The following is a 15133-nucleotide window of genomic DNA, read 5'->3' on the forward strand; positions in this document are numbered from 1 at the left end:
ATCAATTTTTTAAAGTGTGAGCGCTAGTTTCAGAGACGATAAGGTCAGGACATTTATTGCGGAAACGGGAGCCCTTCTCAGAGGTCTTCCGCCTCTCAAGCGCACAACCTGGTCAACGGCGTAACGAACGTAAACCAGTCTGAAGTCTTGCGTTTTCCATGAAACTGATCGTTCAAATCCCCTGCTACAACGAAGAAGCCACTCTGGCCCTGGTCGTTGCCTGTATCCCGAGGTCGATACCGGGGATCAGCAAGGTTGAAATCCAGATCATTGATGACGGATCGACTGACCGGACCGTGGAAATCGCCCGCCTGTGCGGGGTCGACCACATTGTTCAGAACGGACGAAACAAGGGACTTGCGAGAAGCTTTCAGAAGGGGATCGAATCCGCACTCGCCCTGGGCGCCGACATCATCGTCAACACCGATGGCGACAACCAGTATTCGGGCGGCAGCATCCCTGATCTCGTCAAGCCGATACTGGAGAAGCAGGCGGACATCGTGGTCGGCGATCGCAAGCCCGGCGACAATCCGGAATTCTCGTGGCTGAAACGTCAGCTTCAGAAGCTCGGAACCCGCGTCGTGCGCAACCTCTCCGGTGTTGATGTTGGCGACGCGGTTTCGGGCTTTCGCGCCTATACGCGCGAAGCGGCCTTCACCATCAACGTGATGACGCGTTTCAGCTACACCACGGAAACGCTCATTCACGCCGGACAGCATGGCCTGACCGTCTTGTCCGTCCCGGTGGAGACAAACCCGACGACAAGGCCGTCGCGGCTCGCGGGGTCCACTTACCGTTTCATGAAGAAGCAGATCGTGACCATCCTGCGAAGCTACTTCATGTACCGCTCCTTGAACGCCTTCCTGTGGGCCGGCCTGATCATGATCACTGTCGGTCTGCTGCCCGTTTTGCGGTTCCTCTACTTCTACGCCATTGGCGATGGCGAAGGACGGTTGCAGTCCCTTGTCCTCGGCAGCATGTTCCTGTTGGCAGGCTACATCACGGTCGTGATCGCGTTTTTGAGCGATGCGCTGGCAACCAACCGGCGTTTGACCGAGGCGGTTCTTGAACGTGTGCGCCGTCTGGAGCAGCAGCCTTCTGCCTCCGAAAAGCAGTCGGGTGCAAACGAACCTCTTCGAATTGTTGGTCGGTCGCATGACTCAGTCTAGTTCCGCAGCAACTCCGGTCGAAAACATCACGCTGTTCCGGGCGATCGACCTGATTGCCATCGGCACGGTGTTTTACGGCATTCTGGCCAGCGGACTTTTGCAGGGGCCAGACGCCTTTCCCCTCGGCCAGAACATTTATGACGAATACTATCTGGCGATCCTGGCCGGCCACCTCGATCTGCCGGCGCGTGTTGTCCAGATCGAGGGACACTACACGGCTGACGGAACAGCGTACCTCTACCACGGTGTCGGCCCGCTTGTGACCCGGTTCCTGCTCGGCTGGTTCTGGCCGTTCCAAAGCGTCGGTCTTGCCCAACTCTCCATCTGGGCGTGGGCATGTCTTGGAACGCTTTGCTACCATGCGGCGTTTCTCAAGGTATGTGCCAGGGATCTCGGCCAGCTGGGAAACCGCGGTCTGTCGCTGAGCCGATTGCTTGGCATCGCCATCTGGTTCAGCAGTCCCGGTTTTTTGCTGGCGGCAAACACATCCTTCTACCATGAGCCGATTGCGCTCGCCTATGCGGCGACCGGCGCTTTCGTGCTGATCTGGACCCATGTCGGTTTCGGCAACTGGCCGTTCTGGCGGACCGCAATCCCGTGCGCACTGCTGGCGGCCGTGACCCTTCATGCACGGCCGAATATCGCAATCGGCCTATACCTTGCCTGCACCTTGTGCCTGCTCGTCCTGACAGTCAGTTCCTTCAGACAACACTGGCTGCGCATTGTGCTCGCCTTCGCGATCCTCGGCGCAAGCGGCCTTGGATATCTGGGGCTGAACGTGGCCCGTTTCGGCGATGCCACCCAGACCCATGGCAGTTTCGCCAAGACCGAAGTCCAGTACGGTTTCGTTTACTGGGGCTTTGAGGAAACCGACAGCGAACGCGCTGAGGCTTTCAAGAAACACGGCAAGTTCAACATCAGACGCATTCCGCACAATTTCACGCTCTACGCCTTCGATCCGCCGATGGTGAAAACCTATCTGGACCCTGTCTCCGAACAGTTCCACGCCTTCACGAAAAGGGTCCTGGCGGGCGACCTTGGTTTCATCAAGGTTGAACAGCCTTATGCCGGGATCGTGTTCCTGTGGCCGCTCTGGCTCTTGTTCGCCTGCTATGCGGCATCGGCGACGAGAGCGACCTGGAGGAAGATGGCAATCCCGGTTTTGGGCGGGCTGACAATCGTGTTGCTGACGCTGTCCTATGGCAGCGTTACGCTCCGCTACAGGATCGACATGTGGCCGGCCTTGAGCCTTCTTGCACTCATTGGTCTTGCCGCGCTGGTGCCGAAATTTGCCGCTTCGCCGGAAAAGGCTGGCTGGAAGTGGGGCATCGGTGCCTGCTTCATGGTCGGTCTGCTCATGTCCGCCAACAGCGCGGGACAATTGCGGTTCTTCCAGGTGAATGACCAAACGAAACCGGTCTGGACCATGGATCAATGCCGGTTGCTGACAGAAAACAAGGGATTCTCGGAGGCAGACACACTCAGAATCTGCCAACCTCCGAGGATCGGCGGATGAGCGTTGCGATGAACCTCAACCCGCTGCCAGGAGCCAAGCAGGCCTATGTCGGAACGATGCGTCTTGCACGCCCCGTCGCGCAATGGCTCGGCCTCTTGAACAGGCTGAACGCAGCGGCCACGAACAATCGCTGGGCTCACTTCCTCAGAAGCCTGTTTGCAATCCATGACATTGACGGGCTGATCGAGCTTGATGTTCCCTGGTGGACCTACAACGCGATCGACGAGATCGATGCGTTCCTGCGGTCGCACCCGCAGGCACGTGCGTTCGAATACGGCTCGGGTGCAAGCACGGTCTGGCTCAGCAAACGGGTGGGCGCGTTAAAGAGCGTTGAGCATGACCGGTCCTGGCATGCGCTGGTAGGCCAGCGCCTGTGCCGCGAACGATGCGGTGGAAACACCGACTACATGCTCATCGAAGCGACCCCGGCAACACCGGCAACCGATCCCCTCTATCTGTCGGAAAAACCGGGATATGCCGGTCTCTCGTTTGAGAACTACGCCAGGGCGATCCTGCACGAGGACGGGCTTTTCGATGTGATTGTCATCGACGGCCGCGCACGCGGCGCCTGCTTGCGTCATGCAGTTGAAAAACTCTCCGCCGACGGCATCATCGTTTTCGACAATTCCAAGCGGCAACGCTATCAGGAACCGATGGGAACCTGCGGGCTTCAGGCGCAGATTTACCGGGGCCTGACGCCCTCCCTGCCCTATTCTGAAGAAACAACCGTGCTCAAGAGGCTGCCCGGATATCTCAAGGAGTGAAGACAGCGTGGAAGCGCGACTGAAAAGTGTTGCTGTCTGGGGTGGCCGCTTCATTCTTCTGGTCGCGCTGGTTTTTGTCGCCTTTGAGATACGGCGCCATTGGAACGGGATTTCGGGCTGGCGGCCGAGCGCAAGCCAGGTGACGCTGATCCTGGCCCTGTCTGTTCCCTACGCACTCTCCCTGTTGCTGCTGGCGGAAGGCTGGCATCGCATCGTGACCCTTTTTGCCTCCGAGCCCAGGTCACGGACATTCACGTCCTTCTGCATCACACAGGTTGCCAAATATCTGCCCGGCAACGTCGCACATCTGATCGGAAGGGGGCTCTACCTGCGCGGCAATACGGTCAGCGACGGCGAGATCGTCAAGGCAACACTGCTCGAACTTGCCGTAATCCCGCTTGGCGCAGCCGTGACCATCGTGTGCCTGGGGTCTCTCGGTTTTTTCTCGGACCTTCTGCCCTGGATCCCGGACATGGCATGGTACGGCTCGGCTCTGTTTCTTTTCTGCGCCGCTGCGTTTGCGCTTGTCTTGCCGGCGCGCGCTCCGGGCATATCGGGACGGCAAATCGCGAAGGTCTTTCCGTCAGTCGGCCTTGCCGCGATTTTCATGTTGTGTCTTGGCGGGACATTTGCCGCGGTCTTCAACCTGCTGTCGGAAGCGCCGGTCGCCATTCTGGCGGGCGCCGGTATCATCGCCTGGCTTGTCGGCTATCTGACGCCCGGTGCACCCGGTGGCATAGGCACACGCGAGGCGACCCTGATCGCGCTGTTGTCGTTTCTGAATCAGGAAGACACCGTTCTGATCGCAACCGCCCTGTTCCGCGTTGTGACCACCCTCGGCGATGTGCTCCTGTTTGCCGGAAGCTGGCTGAAAGTGCCGCGCGGAGCCTCGGTCGGCGACACTCCGCACAACTGAAAAAGGGCGGCAAATGCCGCCCTTCCACGCGTCGCCCAACCGGGACGCTGGTTACTTCAGATTGCCGCAGAAACGCTGGATGCGCTGGCAGGCTTCTTCCAGAGCTTCGGTCGAGGTCGCATAGGAAATCCGGAAGTTCGGACCAAGTCCGAAGGCCGATCCGTGGACGACCGCGACACCCTCCGTTTCCAGGAGTTCGGTCACGAAATCTGCATCGTTTTCAAGAACCTTGCCGGACGGCGCCGTCTTGCCAATGGTGCCGGCACAGGACGGGAACACATAGAACGCTCCTTCCGGGACAGGACACGAGATACCGCTCGCCTGGTTCAGCATGGAGACCACAAGGTCGCGCCGCCCCTTGAAGGTTTCGTTGTTCGCCGGGATGAATTCCTGGGTACCGGAAAGCGCCTCTACGGCCGCCCACTGCGCTATCGAACAGGGGTTTGACGTCGACTGCGACTGAACCTTGGCCATGGCCTTGATGAGATCGGCAGGCCCGCCGGCATATCCGATCCGCCAGCCGGTCATGGCATAGGCCTTGGAGACACCGTTGACGGTCAGCGTACGATCGTAAAGCGCGGGCTCGACCTGCGCCGGCGTCGTGAATTTGAAGTCATCGTAGACCAGGTGCTCGTACATGTCGTCGGTCATGATCCAGACCTGCGGATGCTTCATGAGCACGTCGGTCAGCGCCTTCAGTTCCGCTTCGGTGTAAGCCGCTCCGGAGGGGTTCGAAGGCGAATTGAAGATCAGCCACTTGGTGCGCGACGTAATGGCGGCGTCAAGCGCTTCAGGCGTGATCTTGAACGTGGACTTGTCCGCTTCGACAATCACCGGCTCTCCGCCGGCCAGAAGAACCATGTCCGGATAGCTGACCCAATAGGGCGTCGGAATGATGACTTCATCGCCCGGATTGATGGTCGCAATGAGGGCATTGTAAAGCACCTGCTTGCCGCCGGTTCCGACCGTGATCTGGTTCGTCGCGTATGTCAGTCCGTTTTCCCGCTCGAACTTCTCGGCAATCGCCGCCTTGAGCTCGGGGATACCGTCAACGGCAGTGTATTTTGTCTTGCCTTCGTTGATGGCCTTGATGGCCGCCGCCTTGATGTTTTCCGGGGTGTCGAAATCCGGCTCGCCAGCGCCGAGACCGATTACATCGCGGCCAGCAGCTTTAAGCTCGCGCGCCTTGTTGGTGACAGCGATGGTCGCAGAAGGTTGTACACGCGCCAATGCGTCAGCAAGAAAGCCCATAATGTCCTCCAGGGGGAAACGGGATTAACAGCGCGCGGACCGTAGAACCGTGCGTCTCAGAAGACAAGAGACAATCGGCATCGCTAAGACGGTTCAGCAATTTTTTGCAGGCCGGAAGCCTCGGCAAACGGTCAGCTGCGCGTTTCCAGAATGAGCTTGGGCTCGTCTGTTTCGCTGTCGATCAGGCTGCACTTGAACCGTTTCTTCTTGGTCCCGCTCTTTGTCGAGACCTCGACCGCGAGCGGAACATCGGAATCCTGCTTGGCAGCCCCGAGCATCGACTGAAAATCGGCTTCGTCGAAAAGCGATTCCGTGACGGCCCGGTCTTCGAGGCTTTCGGATGTCAGACTGTAGGTTTTCATGGCAGCCTGGTTGGCGGCGATGATCACGCGTGTCTGGGAGTTGATGACCAGCATGGGCGCACTGCAGACTTCAAAGACTTCGGCGAAATTGACGTCGCCGCCGATATGCCCTGCGGAGAACAGCACGCCGCCGACGGTGCCGCCCATGCGGAAGTACATGGCTTCGTATTTGAGGTCGATGCTGTCGCTGGCCGCAAGCAGAAACTTGCCGCGCCCGGTTGCGCTTGCGCGCCGCGTCAGGGCCGCCAGTGTCAGCGACACTATCGTGCGCCCGACACGGTTCTGGATATGGGCGACATTGCGTCCGAGGATCAGCCTAACATCGTCGATCTGGAAACTTCTGAGAAAGCCGTCGCTTGCAAAGCGGACGTAGCCGAAATTGTCGACCAGTAGAACGATACGGGAGGAAGACGCGACGAAATGCTGGAGGATCGGTGCGATACCGAGCGCGATCTTGCCCGGGTTGTCGTCGGACTCGCCGATTGACGGAAAGCAGATTGCCAGGATCCGGCCATCCGACAGCTCGTAGCGGTAAGCGACGATGGGTATGCCGGGGATACGATGGTCAGGACCGCCGCCAACGTCGAACGGTCCGGCCTGTCCTTCCCTGATCGCACCCTGCACCAGTCTCAGGATCGTCTTCTTGTCTTCCGGTGCCAGATGCCGCAAGGCATCGTTGGACGGAGCTTCCTGCAAATCCTTGACTTGGCTGTCGAAATTCTGCGATCCGACTTCGTGCCACAAGATCGTTTTCTTGTTGATGTCGGCAATGAAAAACTGAAGGCCGGACAGTGACAGCGCGGGAGCTTCACCCTGCACTTTCGGAGCTTGCGCCTGCCCTTTCGGCGGCGCGTCGGACTCCTGCGACTGTTGCGGCAAAGCGTTTTGTGCTTCGTTGAGTGTCATTCTGTGCCCGACCTGTTTTACCGGCGTTTCCAGCCTTGGACCATCGCACAGAAAAGCAAACAAAGACTAAAGCCTGGACAAGCGCGCCGCACCGGCGACATATCACAACGCTGTGAATCCGGCACCCGCGCCCGGGTGTATGCAGCAAACCTGCCATTGCCGCATTGTCGTCACGAAATCACACACTGATTGCCTGAATGCCGTCCGTCTCAGGGCCTATTTTTCCCTACATATGAAGCCTGGAAGATGACGGGAGCTCGCATGACGTTGGTGACTTCATCAGAGACATCGGAAAAGGGCCGGAAGACTGGGCTGCCACCTGTCCTGCTTTTCATGGTGGCGATGGCGTTGCTGATGGTGATGTCGTTTGCAATTGCACCCTCCCTGTTGCTTCCGCTCTCGGCCTTCCTCGCGATGGCCGCCGCCACGCACCTGTTGGGGGTCCGGCTTTATGAAGACCTGAGACAGGCGATCGATCGCAACGGTTAGAACAACGACAGCAACAAGAACAAGAAAACCGGTTTCAATTCACCATGGCGAATACTGAACATCCAAGCCGCCGGGACAACCGCTCCCGCCGCAGCGACCTGCGTGACGCAAAGCCCCTGCTGCAGGCCATCTTTCTTGGCATGACGCTTGCCGTCGGGCTGGTAGTGGCAGCTGCCATGGCGAATTCAGACGCCGAAAACGCGATCGAGTCCGGAGCACCTGTGATCGGGCAGGAACTGCCATCCGGTGATCGGCCGGCTGCGGGAAACAGGCCGGCAAACTAGAATAACTTCAGCGCAAGCAGTGCGACGAGGATGTAGCGGCCCGTTTTCGCAATCGCGACCAGCGCCAGAAACACCCAGAATTTCTCCTTCAGGACACCGGCTGCCAGCGTCAGCGGATCGCCGATGATGGGTGCCCAGCTCATGAGCAGGCTCCAGCGGCCATAGCGGCGATACCAGGCCGTTGCCCTTTCCAGCTTGTCCGGCTTGATAGGAAACCATTTCGCATCTGAAAAACTGACCGCGCCGCGCCCGAGACCCCAGTTTACCACCGATCCGAACGTGTTGCCGAGGCTCGCCGTGGCGACAAGCAGGGCAATTGGTGCGGTTTCCAGGTAGATGAGACCTGAAAGGCCGAGTTCGGACTGAACCGGAAACAGGGTGGCGGCCAGGAAGGAGATGCCGAAGAGACCGAGAAGACTGCTGTACATGACACGGCCTGCATATACGCGCAGGGTCTCATTCTTCAAGACAGCCAGGATCCAAAAATGACCGGCCGCTCGTGCGGCCACAAGCGGCCTGTGCCGGGTTTCGGCGACAGCGACCCGGCTGCGTCTTTCTTATGCGCGCGCGTTCACGCGGCCTCCAGAACGGAGTTCCTGAACAGGGTGCTGTTGGCAGCAACAATAGCCACGGCATTCATGCGGTTCTTCGCGCCGAGTCGCGTAATCGCGTTGCGGATATGGACCTTGACGGTCGCTGTCGACACGCCGAGATCGTAAGCGATCTGCTTGTTGACCTTGCCTTCGCAGAGCATGAGCAAGATTTCCAGCTGCCGGCGCGTGAGCTTGGCGACAAGATTGAGCGGGCGTTGCACGGCGCTTGCAGGTGCCACAGTTTGAGCTGTGGGCGTGTTCAGGGCATCGAGTGCGAAATGAGCGTTCATGGCGAGGCTCCAACTAGGTGCGTTTCCTTTTGTCGGGCCGACTTTCCCCCAAAGTGATTATATTGTAAAATGTTAAACAGCGAACAGAATAAAGCTAAAAATTAGCAATTGACTGACGGGACCGCCGATGAACAAGAAGCTCTATTCAGGCCACACCCTCCGGCAGATAAGGTCGGACTTCGGTCTGTCGCAGACGGAATTTGCCAGGAAAATCGGTCTGTCAACCGCCTACGTCAATCAGATCGAGAACAACAACAGACCGGTCACGGCGTCGGTCCTTCTGACAATCAACCGGATTTTCGGCGTCGACCTTGCAGCCTTTGAAAAGAACGACATGGACCGTGTCGTGCAGGATCTTGAGGAAGTTTTCGCCGACACGCAGTTTCACAATTCATCGGTCGGCAGGCAGGAAATCCAGGAACTTGTTTCCCGGGCGCCGGCTGTAACCCAGGCGATCATGGACCTCTACAGCGCGCTTCGCAGCTACCATGACAGGGACGTTCTGGAAGACGATCTCGTTCACATGAGCGGCGCGGACGAAACGGCGGCAAGCGTGCGCAAGTCCGCCTATGACGAGGTCCGCGATTTCTTTCATTACACGGACAATTATGTCGATACGATTGACCGCGCGGCGGAAAAACTCTCCTACGAGATCAGTCTCCATACCTGCGAAAGCAAGCTGGATCGGCTGACCGGCTGGTTGAAGAAACGGTTCGACATTTCGGTCGAACAGGTGCCCGACTATCAGGGAACGCTCATCCGGCACCAGGACTACACACGCAAAATCTCGATCTACCGCGCCGTTCCGCAGTCGACCAAGAGCTTTCTGCTTGGAACGGTGATCGCGGACCTGTGTGTGAAGGACCTGATCGCGGCGGAAGTCAAACGCGCGAACTTCAGGACAGGTTCGGCGGAAGGGATCGCAACGCTCGCCTTGCGCAACTACTTCGCCGGTGCCCTGCTCCTGCCATATGACGACTTTTTGCGCACGGCAACGGAATGCCGGCATGACATCCAGCTTCTGTCCAACAGGATGGACGCCAGCATCGAAACGGTTTGTCACAGACTATCGACCCTCCAGCGCGCGGGCGCGAACGGCCTGCCGTTTTACTTCGTCAAGATCGACCGCGCCGGTAACGTCGTCAAACGCCACTCCGCAACCCGTTTCCAGTTCGCCCGTTTCGGTGGGTCGTGCCCGCGCTGGAACGTGCATCAGGCGTTTGAGCAGAACTCGAACAAGTTCACCGCGCAGATCGCACAGATGCCCGACGGGATCGAGTATCTGTGCATTGCCACCAGCATAACCAAGCACCAGACCGACTACCGCACCGGTGAACGCAGATATGCGCTTGGCATCGGCTGCGAGGTCAAATACGCCGATGCGATCGTCTATGCGGACGGACTGGCGGTGAATGACGCTTCAAGATCCGAACCCATCGGTGTGAACTGCCGTATCTGCCCGCGCGACGATTGTGACCAGCGCGCCTTCCCGGCCATCGACAAGGACCCCCTGATCGATCCGGCGCAACGCGGGATCGTTCCCTATCGCGTCAAGGCCGCCGGGTGATCCTGGCCGACATCCATCTTCGGATGGATTGTGCACAAATTGGACCGGGTCTAGGGTACGGACTCATAAATGAAGTCAATTTGGTTTGGATCGTTTTGACCAACTGCGAGAAGCGAAAGCGCAGGAATGTGGTTCATTTTCAAGCCTTTCGCGACGTGGCAGATGGCCAAAACGGTCAAATCCGAAGGACGGCAAAATGGCTGTATCTCGCAGCGTCACCGTGCTTGACCGGGCAAAAAGCCCGCTCTGCGCACGCTTCCTCCCGAGATTTTGCCATTTCTGCCGCCAAATCGGCTTCATTTATGGGTCCGTACCCTAGGGTCCGTAGCCAAGGATCCGTACCTTAGTTTCGCGCCGCCGCCCTCGACGCTGCCATAACCGCGCCTCGCGAAGGCAGGTTCAGCCGTTGCAGAATGGCGTGCACATGATCCTTTACGGTCGCAACGCTTATGCCGCAGGTCTCTGCAATGTCCCGATTGGACTTACCATCGATGAGCAATCGCGCGACTTCTTTCTGGCGCGGCGTCAGTGGGGACAGGAACGCCGTATCGCAGGGCGTCTCGAACACCGTGACCAGCGGCGCGCCGAGCATACGGCTCGCTTCCAGATCCACTCTCAGCCTTCGGCCACCCATGGAAAGTCCTGACAAGGCCTCGATCGTGCGTGGAGGGATCGGTGATTGCCGGCCCTCCTGCAAATCCTCCAACACGACGGTCAGGGCTTCAATCACATCAGCATCGACAGTCATTGGAAAGGACCTCACATGAGCAATCTGCCTCTGAACATTGCAAACTTCTTTTTGGCAATGCAAGCCGGCCCCTCCGGTGCTGATATGCTCGGTGCGATCTTTGCCGATGACGCGGTCTACACCGAACCCTTTTCCGGACAGAGTGAGCCGCATCGCGGCCGCGATGCCATCCTGGCCGCATTTGCAGCCAGCCGGAGCGAAGACTTCGACGATGCCGTGATCAGTCTCGGCGCGGTCGAAATCGAAGGCGACACGATCACGGTCAAATGGACCTGCTATTCCAGGGCCATTCCGGGCGGCAGCGGCAGCGGCACGAACGTCTTTACCCTGGCGGGCGGCAAGGTGGTGTCGCTGGTCACAACGCTGGACATGCCATGACGGCAGCCCGCCCGTGCCATCTCACCCGTCCAGAAGCGCCTGAAAATGGTTGCGCAGCTCGTAAGCCCCGCGCTGCCCCTGCAGCACCTCCTGCAACTCGCCCTTGCCATCGAAAAGCAGGAGCGTGACATGCGGGACGCCGTAGCGGTTCTGGAACGTCTTGCCCTTTGCCGTCCGGATATTGGCAACGACATAGTCGAGCTCTCCATCCTCGAACATGTCGAGCGCCTTGCGCGTATCGGCCTGCAGCGAGCGGCACAGGGAACACTGTGGATCGTGGATCTGCACGACCGTCGGCCGCCCGTTCGCGACCCGCGTGAGGTCATGTTCGTGGCGCATGCTGACAAAATTCTGCGCGAACACGTATCCGGTGCCGCCGAGGAGCACGGCGCCGATGCCGATGTTCCGACCCAGACGGAGGAAATTCCTGCGGCCTGCTGAAACTTGTTGCTGCGTGTTATTCTGCCTGGACTTTCTGTCCTTCGGCTTGGCGGATTTCCGTTGTTTCTTCATAAGTCACCCGATTGATTGCTGCGCTCGCACCTCGCGGATGCCGGCGCGTGTTGCATTCAAACCACCACGATGTCCGCGCCCGAACGGACCCGGTCGTAGAGATCGATGACATCCTGATTGATCAGGCGCACGCAGCCCGAGGACACCGCCTTGCCGATCGAAGCCGGTTCGTTGGTGCCGTGCAGGCGGTAAAGCGTGTCGACATTGCCCTGGAAGATGTAGAGAGCCCTGGCTCCGAGCGGGTTGCCCAGCCCAGGCTGCATGCCGCCGTTTTCTGCGCTGTAGGGCGCCAGATGCGGCTCGCGGGCGATCATCTCTTCCGGCGGCGTCCAGGTCGGCCACGGCCGTTTCCAGGCAATCCGTGCCCGTCCAGACCACTCAAAGCCCTGACGGCCAAGACCGACGCCATAGCGCATCGCGGTCCCGCTCGGCTCGACCAGGTAAAGGTAGAAGCTGCTGGTGTCGACCACGACCGTACCCGGTTTCTCATCGGTTCTGTAAGCCACCCGCTGCCGCCGGAATTCAGGCGCCAGCACCTTCGGATTGATCGCCGGAAGCGGAAACTCCTCCTGCGGGCGCGGCCCGTAGTTCTGCAGGAAGGAGGCATCCACCTGAGGCTGCGGCTGCACCGGTGCAGGCGCGCGGCTCGTCGTTGTCGAACATCCGGCAAGGGTCAGGGCGGCCAAAGAGAGGCCACCGGACAGCACCTGACGCCGTGTCACGTAGTTTGTCATCGATGTCGTATCCGGATCGCGCTAGAGAACCACGACCTGTGTCCCGAGCGGAACGCGGGCATAGAGATCGATGACATGATCGTTGATCATGCGGATACATCCGTTCGAGACCGAACGGCCGATGGACCAGGGCTGCGTCGTGCCGTGAATCCGGTAATAGGTGTCGCGCCCGTTCTTGTAGAGATAGAGCGCACGCGCTCCGAGCGGATTGTTGACACCGCCGGGGACACCCTTCGCGTAGCGCGCATATTTCTGCGGTTCGCGGCGGATCATGTTCTTTGTCGGTGTCCAGCGCGGCCACTCGGCCTTGCGGTCGACGGTTGCCCGTCCCTTGAAAGCCAGTCCGGCCTTGCCGACGCCGACACCATAGCGGCGCGCCCGGCCCCAGCGTTCCGTCAGATAGAGGAAGTGGTTCTTCGGATCGACCACAATGGTCCCCGGCGCATAACTCATCGACAGGAACACGCGCTGCGGTGCGTATTTCGGGTCCAGTTTGAAATTCTTGTATTTCTTGGTGTGATGCGCGTTCGCGACGCCCGGCACGGCCATCACAAGCGAAGCGGCACCGCCAAGCAACAGGTCTCGTTTGTTCAACACGAGGATGTCTCCTGATTTCCAATAGCATTCGGGCGGACTGAGCGTCCGCCGGGAAAGTCGGCTGATCAGGAGTTGGGTGGTTTGGGTTCCAGCCTCTTCTGCACGGAGGCCTGATGCCCCGGCGCTATCCAGTCCGGATGGTCCTGCCCTGCAAGCGACACGGAAGAGGCCGACGCCATGACGGCCTTGCATTCCGAGTTCTTGCAGAAGGAGGGTTTTGTTTCGGCGACCGATTGCTCTTCATCCGGCTCTGCGGCCGTCAGCTGCGCCACTGCCTGGTCCATTGAGACGATCATTTGTAGTTCGTCCTTGGACACGTCAACGGCACCACGCGCGAACCCCTGTTGCACGCCCGCGACAAGCAGACCAATGATGAGTAAAACCCGGAACATGCACAACAATTTACCGAAGCGGGTTAACGAAACCTAGACACGTGACTTCACACTCTTGTGATGCCGCTTGTTACGGGAGCCCTCCCGATCAGGGAACAGCGTCCAGCCGGGCACCGGGCGTTCCTGATGCGAACCTGTCGCGCCCGCCGGTATCAAGCACAACATCTGCCAGCCGCACGGCTGCGGCAACGCCATCAATGACGGGAATTCCGAACTCGGCGCTCAACGCATGGGCCAGGTCTGCCATGCCCGCGCACCCCAGCGCAATCGCCCCGGCCTGGTCTTCAAGGAGCGCGGCTTCGATCTCCGCGCGGATCTTGTTGATGGCACCGGGACTCGCCTCTTCAAGCTCCAGCACGGGCACCTCCGACGCTCGTACCTTGCCGCAGCGGCGCTTCAGGCCGTTCCTGTCCAGGTTTTCCTCAAGGACCGGGACGGAGACCGAAAGAGTGGTAACCACGGAAAAACGGGATGCCAGCAGGGCTGCTGCATGATAGGCGGCTTCGCCGATGCCGATGACCGGTATCTTAAGTTTTTCCTTCAGCGTCCAGAGCCCGGTATCATCAAAACAGGCGATGATCAGCGCGTCGTAGCGTTCCCCGCTTTCCACGACATCCTCGACGAGCGAATAGAGGCCGGGGAGCGCCGCCGCGCCATCATCCGCCCCTTGGATGGCTGCCGGACCGTGCACAGGATTGATGGCCGTAATCCGTGTGCCCGGGCCTGCAGCGGCGCGCGCGGCCTCCCCGATCTTTTCGGTCATGGCGACCGTGGTGTTCGGATTGATGATCAGGAGATGTCTGTCTTCCGGGGTCATGCCTGCCTCACACGAGCCCCTTGCCCGCATCCGACCCCTGGCGTGCCTGCCGTCTGCGCAGCAGCGCCACCACGGTCAGAAACGTGCCGATGATCACAAGTGAAAACAGGGTCGTCAGGGTACCGAGCGCATAAAGCACAGGCGACGTCACATTCGTTGTCATGCCGTAGATTTCGAGCGGAAGCGTGTTGTAGGAACCGGCCGTCAGCAGCGTTCTGGCAAACTCGTCATAGGACAACGTGAACCCGAACAGGGCCACGCCGATCAGCATTGGCGCAATGATCGGCAGCACGACGTACCTGACCGTCTGCCAGGGACTTGCCCCCAGATCGCGCGCGGCCTCCTCGTAGGATTTGTCGAACCGGTTGAAGACGGCAAACATGATCAGCAGTCCGAACGGCAGTGTCCATGTGAGCTGGGATCCGAAGCCCGAGGTCGACCAGTGCACCTCCCAGTCCAGAATGTTGAAAATCAGGCCGACACCCAGCGAGACCAAGATCGACGGAATGATCAGGCTGGCGACGATCATGTAGAACAGGAGACTTGATCCGCGGAACCGGTTCCGGAACGCCATGCCGCCCATTACTGCGACCACGACCGTCACACACATGACCATCAGCCCGAGCGCAAAGGAACGCCGGAACGACCCCCAAATGTCACCGACCGCCTGCTCCTCGAAGAGATCGAAGAACCAGTGCAGCGACACGCCGTTCATCGGAAAGGTCAGCCCGCCTTGCGAACCCTGGAAGGAAAGGATGCCAATGGTCACGACAGGCCCGTAGAGAAACAGCAGGAAAAGCGCGAAAAAGGCTGCCAGAAAATAAAAGGAGCGGCTTCGTTTTTCCAT

19 protein-coding genes are annotated in these 15133 nt (G+C 59.4%); 8 read left to right on the plus strand and 11 right to left on the minus strand.

The features are described from left to right. The first annotated feature begins 158 nt into the window (after nt 1-158). From RBB49_RS25100 to RBB49_RS25115, 4 genes are read left to right on the plus strand one after another with little or no spacing between them, the layout of a single operon-like run. Nucleotides 159-1169 (plus strand): glycosyltransferase family 2 protein, encoded by a 1011-nt coding sequence (locus RBB49_RS25100; protein WP_306145660.1) that lies wholly within the window; start codon nt 159-161, stop codon nt 1167-1169. Then, the gene (locus RBB49_RS25105; RefSeq protein WP_306145661.1) at nt 1156-2685 is read left to right on the plus strand and encodes a hypothetical protein; all 1530 of its coding nucleotides are present in this window, start codon (nt 1156-1158) and stop codon (nt 2683-2685) included. The genes RBB49_RS25100 and RBB49_RS25105 overlap by 14 nt, the downstream gene beginning before the upstream one ends. Continuing rightward, nucleotides 2682-3449, plus strand: a complete 768-nt coding sequence (locus RBB49_RS25110; protein ID WP_306145662.1) for a class I SAM-dependent methyltransferase — start codon at nt 2682-2684, stop codon at nt 3447-3449. The genes RBB49_RS25105 and RBB49_RS25110 overlap by 4 nt, the downstream gene beginning before the upstream one ends. 7 nt (nt 3450-3456) lie before the next feature. Further along, entirely contained in the window at nt 3457-4365 is a 909-nt protein-coding gene (locus tag RBB49_RS25115) for a hypothetical protein (protein ID WP_306145663.1), read from the plus strand. Nucleotides 4366-4416: 51 nt separating this feature from the next. Here RBB49_RS25115 and RBB49_RS25120 read toward each other — a convergent pair whose 3' ends face one another. Then, nucleotides 4417-5616: a pyridoxal phosphate-dependent aminotransferase gene (locus tag RBB49_RS25120; protein WP_306145664.1), complete on the minus strand. Its 1200-nt coding sequence runs from the start codon at nt 5614-5616 to the stop codon at nt 4417-4419. A 131-nt stretch (nt 5617-5747) separates the two neighbouring features. Then, nucleotides 5748-6884 (minus strand): hypothetical protein, encoded by a 1137-nt coding sequence (locus RBB49_RS25125; protein WP_306145665.1) that lies wholly within the window; start codon nt 6882-6884, stop codon nt 5748-5750. 261 nt (nt 6885-7145) lie between these two features. Here RBB49_RS25125 and RBB49_RS25130 point away from each other — a divergent pair, with 261 nt between their 5' ends. Together RBB49_RS25130 and RBB49_RS25135 are read left to right on the plus strand one after the other, a co-directional pair. Further along, nucleotides 7146-7373 (plus strand): hypothetical protein, encoded by a 228-nt coding sequence (locus tag RBB49_RS25130; RefSeq protein WP_306145666.1) that lies wholly within the window; start codon nt 7146-7148, stop codon nt 7371-7373. A gap of 44 nt (nt 7374-7417) precedes the next feature. Then, on the plus strand, nt 7418-7657 hold the full coding sequence (locus tag RBB49_RS25135) for a hypothetical protein (protein ID WP_306145667.1): 240 nt from the start codon (nt 7418-7420) through the stop codon (nt 7655-7657). On the opposite strand, the gene RBB49_RS25140 is transcribed toward RBB49_RS25135, so the two are convergent. After that, nucleotides 7654-8085 (minus strand): YqaA family protein, encoded by a 432-nt coding sequence (locus RBB49_RS25140; protein WP_306145668.1) that lies wholly within the window; start codon nt 8083-8085, stop codon nt 7654-7656. The two genes, RBB49_RS25135 and RBB49_RS25140, sit on opposite strands and share 4 nt — an antisense overlap. 143 nt (nt 8086-8228) lie before the next feature. Then, nucleotides 8229-8540: a helix-turn-helix transcriptional regulator gene (locus RBB49_RS25145; protein ID WP_306145669.1), complete on the minus strand. Its 312-nt coding sequence runs from the start codon at nt 8538-8540 to the stop codon at nt 8229-8231. Between the two features lie 127 nt (nt 8541-8667). On the opposite strand from RBB49_RS25145, the gene RBB49_RS25150 reads away from it, so the two are divergent. Continuing rightward, the gene (locus tag RBB49_RS25150) at nt 8668-10107 is read left to right on the plus strand and encodes a short-chain fatty acyl-CoA regulator family protein (RefSeq protein WP_306145670.1); all 1440 of its coding nucleotides are present in this window, start codon (nt 8668-8670) and stop codon (nt 10105-10107) included. Between the two features lie 343 nt (nt 10108-10450). Here the strand turns inward: RBB49_RS25150 and RBB49_RS25155 are convergent, their stop codons facing one another. Next, nucleotides 10451-10855, minus strand: coding sequence for a helix-turn-helix transcriptional regulator (locus RBB49_RS25155; protein WP_306145671.1), 405 nt, complete (start codon nt 10853-10855; stop codon nt 10451-10453). 15 nt (nt 10856-10870) lie between these two features. Between RBB49_RS25155 and RBB49_RS25160 the strand changes: the two genes are divergently transcribed. After that, the gene (locus RBB49_RS25160; RefSeq protein WP_306145672.1) at nt 10871-11233 is read left to right on the plus strand and encodes a nuclear transport factor 2 family protein; all 363 of its coding nucleotides are present in this window, start codon (nt 10871-10873) and stop codon (nt 11231-11233) included. Between the two features lie 21 nt (nt 11234-11254). On the opposite strand, the gene RBB49_RS25165 is transcribed toward RBB49_RS25160, so the two are convergent. The 6 genes from RBB49_RS25165 to RBB49_RS25190 form a co-directional block, all read right to left on the minus strand. After that, complete coding sequence (locus RBB49_RS25165; RefSeq protein WP_306145673.1) at nt 11255-11746, minus strand: hypothetical protein; 492 nt, start codon at nt 11744-11746, stop codon at nt 11255-11257. Between the two features lie 56 nt (nt 11747-11802). Continuing rightward, nucleotides 11803-12480: a L,D-transpeptidase gene (locus RBB49_RS25170; protein WP_306145674.1), complete on the minus strand. Its 678-nt coding sequence runs from the start codon at nt 12478-12480 to the stop codon at nt 11803-11805. A 21-nt stretch (nt 12481-12501) separates the two neighbouring features. After that, nucleotides 12502-13029, minus strand: a complete 528-nt coding sequence (locus RBB49_RS25175; RefSeq protein ID WP_306145707.1) for a L,D-transpeptidase — start codon at nt 13027-13029, stop codon at nt 12502-12504. 113 nt (nt 13030-13142) lie between these two features. Then, nucleotides 13143-13469, minus strand: a complete 327-nt coding sequence (locus RBB49_RS25180; protein WP_306145675.1) for a hypothetical protein — start codon at nt 13467-13469, stop codon at nt 13143-13145. Nucleotides 13470-13557: 88 nt separating this feature from the next. Further along, complete coding sequence (locus RBB49_RS25185; protein WP_306145676.1) at nt 13558-14286, minus strand: aspartate/glutamate racemase family protein; 729 nt, start codon at nt 14284-14286, stop codon at nt 13558-13560. 7 nt (nt 14287-14293) lie between these two features. Continuing rightward, complete coding sequence (locus RBB49_RS25190; protein WP_306145677.1) at nt 14294-15133, minus strand: ABC transporter permease; 840 nt, start codon at nt 15131-15133, stop codon at nt 14294-14296.

Origin of the sequence: Roseibium sp. MMSF_3412 (assembly GCF_030733265.1) — a bacterium.
Lineage (GTDB): Bacteria > Pseudomonadota > Alphaproteobacteria > Rhizobiales > Stappiaceae > Roseibium.

What these genes read in the sequence shown, in the direction of transcription:
- RBB49_RS25100 (WP_306145660.1), top strand. Translation starts at nt 159, where the DNA reads ATGAAACTGATCGTTCAAATCCCCTGCTACAACGAAGAAGCCACTCTG.
- RBB49_RS25105 (WP_306145661.1), top strand. Translation starts at nt 1,156, where the DNA reads ATGACTCAGTCTAGTTCCGCAGCAACTCCGGTCGAAAACATCACGCTG.
- RBB49_RS25110 (WP_306145662.1), top strand. Translation starts at nt 2,682, where the DNA reads ATGAGCGTTGCGATGAACCTCAACCCGCTGCCAGGAGCCAAGCAGGCC.
- RBB49_RS25120 (WP_306145664.1), bottom strand. Translation starts at nt 5,616, where the DNA reads ATGGGCTTTCTTGCTGACGCATTGGCGCGTGTACAACCTTCTGCGACC.
- RBB49_RS25125 (WP_306145665.1), bottom strand. Translation starts at nt 6,884, where the DNA reads ATGACACTCAACGAAGCACAAAACGCTTTGCCGCAACAGTCGCAGGAG.
- RBB49_RS25130 (WP_306145666.1), top strand. Translation starts at nt 7,146, where the DNA reads ATGACGTTGGTGACTTCATCAGAGACATCGGAAAAGGGCCGGAAGACT.
- RBB49_RS25135 (WP_306145667.1), top strand. Translation starts at nt 7,418, where the DNA reads ATGGCGAATACTGAACATCCAAGCCGCCGGGACAACCGCTCCCGCCGC.
- RBB49_RS25140 (WP_306145668.1), bottom strand. Translation starts at nt 8,085, where the DNA reads ATGTACAGCAGTCTTCTCGGTCTCTTCGGCATCTCCTTCCTGGCCGCC.
- RBB49_RS25145 (WP_306145669.1), bottom strand. Translation starts at nt 8,540, where the DNA reads ATGAACGCTCATTTCGCACTCGATGCCCTGAACACGCCCACAGCTCAA.
- RBB49_RS25150 (WP_306145670.1), top strand. Translation starts at nt 8,668, where the DNA reads ATGAACAAGAAGCTCTATTCAGGCCACACCCTCCGGCAGATAAGGTCG.
- RBB49_RS25155 (WP_306145671.1), bottom strand. Translation starts at nt 10,855, where the DNA reads ATGACTGTCGATGCTGATGTGATTGAAGCCCTGACCGTCGTGTTGGAG.
- RBB49_RS25160 (WP_306145672.1), top strand. Translation starts at nt 10,871, where the DNA reads ATGAGCAATCTGCCTCTGAACATTGCAAACTTCTTTTTGGCAATGCAA.
- RBB49_RS25165 (WP_306145673.1), bottom strand. Translation starts at nt 11,746, where the DNA reads ATGAAGAAACAACGGAAATCCGCCAAGCCGAAGGACAGAAAGTCCAGG.
- RBB49_RS25170 (WP_306145674.1), bottom strand. Translation starts at nt 12,480, where the DNA reads ATGACAAACTACGTGACACGGCGTCAGGTGCTGTCCGGTGGCCTCTCT.
- RBB49_RS25175 (WP_306145707.1), bottom strand. Translation starts at nt 13,029, where the DNA reads ATGGCCGTGCCGGGCGTCGCGAACGCGCATCACACCAAGAAATACAAG.
- RBB49_RS25180 (WP_306145675.1), bottom strand. Translation starts at nt 13,469, where the DNA reads ATGTTCCGGGTTTTACTCATCATTGGTCTGCTTGTCGCGGGCGTGCAA.
- RBB49_RS25185 (WP_306145676.1), bottom strand. Translation starts at nt 14,286, where the DNA reads ATGACCCCGGAAGACAGACATCTCCTGATCATCAATCCGAACACCACG.
- RBB49_RS25190 (WP_306145677.1), bottom strand. Translation starts at nt 15,133, where the DNA reads ATGGAAAAACGAAGCCGCTCCTTTTATTTTCTGGCAGCCTTTTTCGCG.